The sequence below is a fragment of the Paenibacillus cellulosilyticus genome, assembly GCF_003182255.1.
Classification (GTDB): domain Bacteria; phylum Bacillota; class Bacilli; order Paenibacillales; family Paenibacillaceae; genus Paenibacillus_T; species Paenibacillus_T cellulosilyticus.
Map to the genome: position 1 here is coordinate 1 of NZ_QGTQ01000063.1, position 1,755 is coordinate 1,755.

The window sequence follows — 1,755 nt, forward strand, 5'->3', positions numbered from 1 at the left end:
TCGCCTCCCTCCTTAAGATTCAGTTTTCTTGCTCAAGCTCGCTAATTCGCAGGATTTCATCCATGAAAGAATACGAATGAGGAGATGAAGGTGGTGGGGCCAGCCCATTACGACAATGTGGGCATGTTGAAATAGAGGGAGGATCAGTAATTCCCACAATATCCCTTTTATTCAACATGCTCCATCCGCATCCTTGAGGTTAACCCTCCCATGTCTCAACGGGTCAAATTGCCCTTCCATTCCTTCGTCACACCTATCAAGGGGATGGAGTCCGACATTGCTTTGTCAACGGGTCTGAGCCCTTAAGGCGAACGTAGTCGGTACTTCATGCGTTCCTAAATCCTGCGAATGAGCCAGTAGGCAAGCAATAGCAGTTTAAATCACTTAAGCAATTCGAACTTTCTCCATATCGTAAGCTATATTTCCTTTAGCCATAGCTACCAACATCCGGGCGAGCTTTCCACATAGTTTTAGTAGTGACTTCATGCCTTTCATTTTCTTTATCTGCTTGTTGTATTGATGGAGAGCTTTGAATTCCGGATTGACTGAGACCATTTGAAATACAGCTTGGTAGAGGACTTTCCGTAAACCTGGTCTTCCTCGCTTGGTTAACTTCACTTCGCCTTTATGTTTACCTGAACTGTTCTCAGACAGGTGTAGTCCAGCCAATCTCAGCATTTGGTTTCCGTGGTCAAGTCGACTGAAGTCACCGGCCTCACTGTACAATGTCGCCAATGTGACAGTGTTGATCCCCTTAATGGTCAACAGGGACTTCGACGTCGGGATGCACTGAATCAGACTTTCTAACTTTTCCTCCAACTGCGCAAGTTGCTCGTTGAACAAATCTAACTGCTGCATCAACAACGTAATGCTTAGCTTAGCCTCGTCTTCACATCCTGGCAGAGCGGAGCTTTGTTTAGCTGCTTGGATTAAGGCGGCAGCAGTCGATCTAGCTCCATTCCGCTTAAGGTGTTTTTTCCAGCCTTCGCGGATGTTCTCAACGGTTAATTGGCAAATATCTGATGGGTGCGGAAATTCCACGAGTGTTGCTAACGCAGTTTTGCTTTTAGGATCCTTAAACACATGGTGGAATTCAGGGAAATACATGTCGGTCCAACGATGGATTTTGTTAATTACACCGGCAACTTGCTTAACAAGTGACTCGCGAGAAGTAACAAGCACACGCAGTGCTCGAAATTGTTCTGAAGCAAAGTAGACTTCGGAATAGTACCCATTCTTCACCATGTCGGCGATAACAAGAGCATCTTTGATATCATTCTTTGTAGGTGAGTTGTCACGGTTTTCTTTATTACGTTTCACTTGAAATGGATTGACCAGTACGAGCTCGAGTTGCTTCTCCTTCAGCCAGAAAGCGAGGTTGAGCCAGTAGTGACCTGTGGGCTCTACTCCAACGATAACGTCAGTCTTGTTAAACTCAAACATAAGAGATTTCATCCAATGTAACAATTTTTCATATCCTTCAAAATCATTAGAGAATGCGAGATAAGAACCACGTTCAATCCCGCGATAGTCCGTTGCTCGTGCGACATGTGTGTATTTAGCAATGTCGATGCCAATGATGAGATGATTAGTTGAAATGCGTTCGATGCGTTGATTTTGTTTATCCGATTGTTTAAACTTCATAAATAAGAGCACCTTCCTTTTGTTTTTGTTGTCTGGCTGGACAACTTCATCATAAGGAGGTGCTCGTTTAATTTCAAAGCCGAAATTTAACACCATACAGGAATGCTTTGT

The 1,755-nt window shown here is 44.0% G+C and carries 1 protein-coding gene; it reads right to left on the minus strand.

The genetic code is table 11. The features are described from left to right. Positions 1–384 precede the first annotated feature (384 nt). A partial coding sequence (locus tag DFQ01_RS30680; protein ID WP_245946959.1) for an IS110 family RNA-guided transposase occupies positions 385–1,755 on the minus strand: 1,371 nt, incomplete at its 5' end.